This is a genomic window from Nostoc sp. CHAB 5715, from assembly GCF_020829685.1.
Classification (GTDB): domain Bacteria; phylum Cyanobacteriota; class Cyanobacteriia; order Cyanobacteriales; family Nostocaceae; genus Nostoc.
Genome location: NZ_JAIVFR010000955.1, coordinates 1 through 2,808 on the forward strand (window position 1 = coordinate 1; position 2,808 = coordinate 2,808).

At 42.1% G+C, this 2,808-nt stretch carries 3 protein-coding genes; all 3 read left to right on the forward strand.

The genetic code is table 11. The annotated features are described in order from the left end of the window. A partial coding sequence (locus LC574_RS34275) for a rod shape-determining protein (RefSeq protein WP_229458065.1) occupies window positions 1-568 on the forward strand: 568 nt, incomplete at its 5' end. A 209-nt stretch (window positions 569-777) separates the two neighbouring features. Beyond that, the gene (mreC, locus tag LC574_RS34280; RefSeq protein WP_229458066.1) at window positions 778-1,563 is read left to right on the forward strand and encodes a rod shape-determining protein MreC; all 786 of its coding nucleotides are present in this window, start codon (window positions 778-780) and stop codon (window positions 1,561-1,563) included. 24 nt (window positions 1,564-1,587) lie between these two features. After that, window positions 1,588-2,205, forward strand: coding sequence for a rod shape-determining protein MreD (gene mreD, locus LC574_RS34285; protein WP_229458067.1), 618 nt, complete (start codon window positions 1,588-1,590; stop codon window positions 2,203-2,205). The last annotated feature ends 603 nt before the right edge of the window (window positions 2,206-2,808 follow it).

The window sequence follows — 2,808 nt, forward strand, 5'->3', positions numbered from 1 at the left end:
TGATATTGGTGGTGGCACAACAGAAGTCGCAGTGCTGAGTCTTCAGGGTACAGTAATCAGCGAATCAGTACGCATTGCTGGGGATGAACTGACTGAAGCGATCATTCAGTATATTAAAAAAGTTCATAACTTAGTCATTGGTGAACGGACTGCCGAGGACATCAAGATTCGGATGGGTTCTGCCTATCCTACTAATGATGATAATGACGCCATGATGGAAGTCCGAGGTTTACACCTGCTTTCTGGTCTTCCGCGAACTGTAACAATCAAAGGCCCAGAAATCCGTGAAAGTATGTTGGAACCGCTATCAGTAATTATAGAAGCTGTGAAGCGGACACTGGAACGTACACCTCCAGAACTGGCAGCAGACATTATTGACAGAGGTATTATGTTAGCCGGTGGTGGTGCTTTGCTCAAAGGCATAGATACCTTAATTAGCCATGAAACCGGGATTGTGACTCACATTGCCGCCGATCCTCTCTGCTGTGTTGTGCTGGGAACAGGTCGTGTGTTAGAAAACTTTAAACAGTTGGAAAGAGTTGTCATTGAAAGCTCTCGCAATATGTAGCAAAAAAATATAGCAATCCGATTTGATTTCTGAACTTCTTTGTGTAGGCAGGGAGTAGGGAGTAGGGAGTAGGGAATCAGCCTTTTCGAGTTGAGGGCGAGTTATTTCAAAATCAAATAGGAGTCCTATATCAGGCTAGAGTTCTATTTGGGTTTTATATAAATAGAATCCAAGTAGAACTTAATTTTTTAAGTAGATAAAAGGTATATATGGTTATAATACGGCGTTGGTGGGATTATAAAAGGTTACAAATCGGGTTGTTAGCTTTAGTAGTTGGTAGTGCTTGGATAGTGCGACAAACTCAAGGTGCACTGGTGCTTGAGACATACCAGGCAATTACCCGTCCGTTAGAGATGTTGCAGTCAGGGCCAACTCCAGAAGAACGTCTCAGAGATGCGCGGATATTGGAGTTGCAAACCCGTATAGTAGATTTGGAAAGTCAAAAAACCAAGCTACAAGATTTATTAGGCTATGTGGAAAAAGAGCCGTTGGCATCACGGCCAATTCCAGCGCGGGTAGTAGGACGTAGTGCTGACCAGTGGTGGCAACAAGTTACCCTGAATCGCGGTGCTAATGCAGGGATTCAAGAAGGCTTCATAGTCAAGGCAGAAGGCGGATTGGTGGGTTTAGTGGAAAGTGCGACTCCCAATACTAGCCGCGTATTGTTAATCAGCGATCTTAAGAGTCAAGTGGGTGTATCAGTTAGCCGCACAGCAGCTAAAGGCGTTTTGCGTGGGGATTCTTCAGCAGAAGCTGTGCTGGAGTTTTATGAAAAAGTCCCAAATGTCAAGGTAGGAGATTTAGTTTCCACATCTACTTATAGTCAGAAATTTCCATCTGGTTTAGCAGTAGGACGAATCAAGTCGCTGGACTTAAAGAAACTTCCGGCATCAGTAGCAAAAATTGAGCTTTTTCCGCCAATCCGCTCTCTCGATTGGGTAGCTGTATATCCAAAGCCAGAAAACCAAGAGTCGGAAACCCAAAAGTCTAAGTAAATTTTTCAAAAAATCCATAGAAAAATGAAGATTCCTGCATTTGGTGGTAGCAGGCAGAAAAAGCCAAAATCGTCAGAGCGAAAATCGAAATTCCAAATCCAGCCACTTTCTCGTTGGCATCCCGGTGTACGTCAGTTGTTGAGTTGGATAGTGACGGCTAGTTCTGTACTCTTATGTTTACTGTTATTGCCAACCCGCCTACCGGGTATGGAATTATTAGGAATTGCCCCTAACTGGCTGTTAATTTGGGTGGTAGCTTGGAGTGTGAACCGCACAGTGTTTGCCGGCGCATTGGCAGGTATAGTTCTGGGGCTACTTCAAGATTCAATGACATCACCTAACCCTACTCATGCCCTCAGTTTAGGTATAGTGGGAATTTTAACTGCTCTGCTCCAAAAACAGCGTTTTATCGAAGAAGATTTTATTTCGATTGCTGTAATTGTCTTTGTTATGGCAGTTTTGGCAGAAACTATTTTTGGGTTGCAATTAACTTTGATGGGGAATCAGCGCAAGTTTGCAGATATTTGGATATATTACCAGCGTGTCGCCCTAGCCTCTGCCATTCTTAGTAGTCTGTGGGCACCTGTGGTCTATTATCCGTTAAATCTTTGGTGGCAACGGATAAAATTGTTGGAACAATAGTCAAAGGATTTTGGATTTTGGACTTCGACTTTTCTCCGAGACGCACTCGCGTTCGCTCAGTCGAACGATTTTAAATTTCGGATTAACCTCGATAATCAAACAACACCGTATCATGGTAGTTAGTGGCATTTATGTTTGATACTTTCTTTTTTGCCTTAAAAAAATATCAGGTAAGTCATGTCCTGATTTACTGACGGCAGAATGTGGAAGCTTTCACTAAGTAATCTAATTGGAGAACGCTAATGTCGAAGGAAAGAAAAAGTAATAAAGAGGTTAAAAAACCTAAAAAAGATCCCAAAGACAAAAAGGAGAAAAACGACCCAAACAAATAGAATTATTTAGGTAATTAGCTTTAGCAAAGACCAAGAGTTGTATTTCTTTAAATTGACAATACTTCGTCCAGTAGCATTGAGTAGGATAAGTTATTGTCAAAGATTTATTCACTCTTGGTCAAGCCTCAAAATTTCATAATTTAGGTTAGTGCGTGCGATGTCTACGACGGGCTACGCCTACGCAAATATGGGAATAAATCGGGGTTATGCAAAGCGCCTGAAACGACCAAAAATCGTAACCCATACTATGGCCAATTTGTACAGTGTGTAA